Raw genomic sequence first — 1,940 nt, forward strand, 5'->3', positions numbered from 1 at the left:
GTTACGGCTCGCACCCCTCCCAGGCCGCCCGTCGCATCCTGGCGGCCTGGGAGGGGTGCGAGCCGTAACCCCCGTCGGGCGCAGGCGGACGACACGGCGTCTCCGGGTGGACCGCCGCGGAGCGGTCGCCAGCGCCGCGAATGTATGCCTCACTCCGCGCCCGATTCGGAGCGCGGGGGTGGTGTTGCGGGCAGACCGATCGTCCTTTGGCTGGCGCTGGCTCGGCCGTTCGCTCGCGTTGCGCCGGGGGCAGGTGACCCGGCTTCTGATCGCGATCGCGGCGGGATACGGCGCCGGGCTGGTCTTTCCGGTCGCCACCCAGCGCATCGTCGATGCGATCGTGGCCGGGCAGGCCGACCTGCACCTGCTCGGGCTGGCGTTGCTCGCGCTCCTGTCGATCGCCGCCGAGGTCGGGCTCACCGCGTTCCGGGGGCGCCTGATCATCGCGCTGGCGGTCTTCCTCGACCGCCGGATCTCCCGCCGCGTCTTCGCCCACCTGCTGCGGGTGCGGATCGACGGTGCCGGCTTCAAGTCCGGCGAGGTCCTGAACCACTTCCAGCAGATCACGAAGATCCGGGACTTCGTCCTGCATCAGATCCCGAACACGGTGATCGACGCCGGCGGCGCGCTCGTCGCCTTCGGCTTGGTCCTCTACTACGACGTCGCGGTCGGGGCGGCGCTCGCGGTGGCGGCGCCGCTGATCGTCGTGATCGCCAGCAACCAGATCAGCGGCATCTGGAAATCCGCAAAGGCCTATTACCAGTCGATCAGCGTCCGTGACGGCACCCTGGCGGAGAGCGTCAACGGCCTGGCCACCGTGAAGGCGCTCGCCCTGGAAGCCGGGCGGATGCGGCGCTGGAATACGGTGACGGACAACACGCTTGCCGAACTGAGCGGCGTCATGGACTTGCAGCGGCGCTACGGGCTGCGGTCCCAGGCGGTCTCGCGGGCGATGACGCTGCTGGTCATCGGCGTGGGCTGCTGGCGGATCTATGGCGGCCACCTGACGGTCGGCGAGTTCCTGGCGATCCAGGTGGTCGCGGCCCGCATCACCGGCCCGCTTCTCGGCAGCGCCGACATCCTGCGCATGGCCCAGGAGGTGAACGTCGCGATCCGCGAGATCGGCGGCTTCCTCGGCATGCCCCGCGAGCGGGCCGGCCGCCATCCGCCGCTGCGCCGGATCGGCCCCGGCGGCATCCGCCTCGACGGCGTCTCGTTGACCTATCCGGGGGCGGCGCGGCCGGCGCTGCGGGATCTCACGGCGACCCTACCCGAGCGCGGCATCGTGGCCATCGTCGGACGCAACGGCTCGGGCAAGTCGACCCTGCTGCGCATCCTGCTCGGCCTGCAGCGCGACTATAGCGGCCGGGTCGAGATCGGCGGCGCCGATCTGCGAGACTACGATCCCCGATGGCTGCGCGGCCGGATCGGCACCGTGGATCAGGATACGATGCTGTTCTCCGGCAGCGTGCGCGAAAACCTCGCCGCGCAACGCCCGGATGCGGCGGCCTTCGACGCGGCCCTGGACTTCGCCGGGCTGCGCGGACTCGTCGAGACCCTGCCCGAGGGTCTCGAGACGTCCCTCGGCGAGGGCGGCCGGACCCTGTCGGGCGGCCAGCGCCAGCGCCTGTCGATCGCCCGTGCGGTGATCCGCAACCCGCCGGTGGCGCTCCTCGACGAGCCGACCGCCTTCCTGGACCCGGAAGCCGCCCTCGCGCTGGAGCGCAACCTCACGGCCTGGGGCCGCGAGCGGCTGCTGATCCTCGTCACCCACCATCTCGCCGCGGCGCGCAAGGCCGACCGGATCCTGGTCCAGGGCGATCGCTTGAAAGGAATGGATTTCGGTGTTGCCTTTTGCGTGATTCACAGGGGGCCTCGGTCTGGTGAGGCATCCGATGTCAGGCAAGGCACTGGTGGAGCATTTTTCGGCGTTGGAAGAC

General features: G+C 70.8%; 1 protein-coding gene. It reads left to right on the top strand.

What is annotated here, in order from left to right:
• Positions 1–178: 178 nt before the first annotated feature.
• On the top strand, positions 179–1,940 hold a 1,762-nt coding region (locus FV228_RS28225; RefSeq protein ID WP_187277947.1), incomplete at its 3' end, for an ATP-binding cassette domain-containing protein.

The organism is Methylobacterium sp. WL18, assembly GCF_008040015.1.
In the GTDB taxonomy this organism is placed as follows: Bacteria; Pseudomonadota; Alphaproteobacteria; order Rhizobiales; family Beijerinckiaceae; genus Methylobacterium; species Methylobacterium mesophilicum.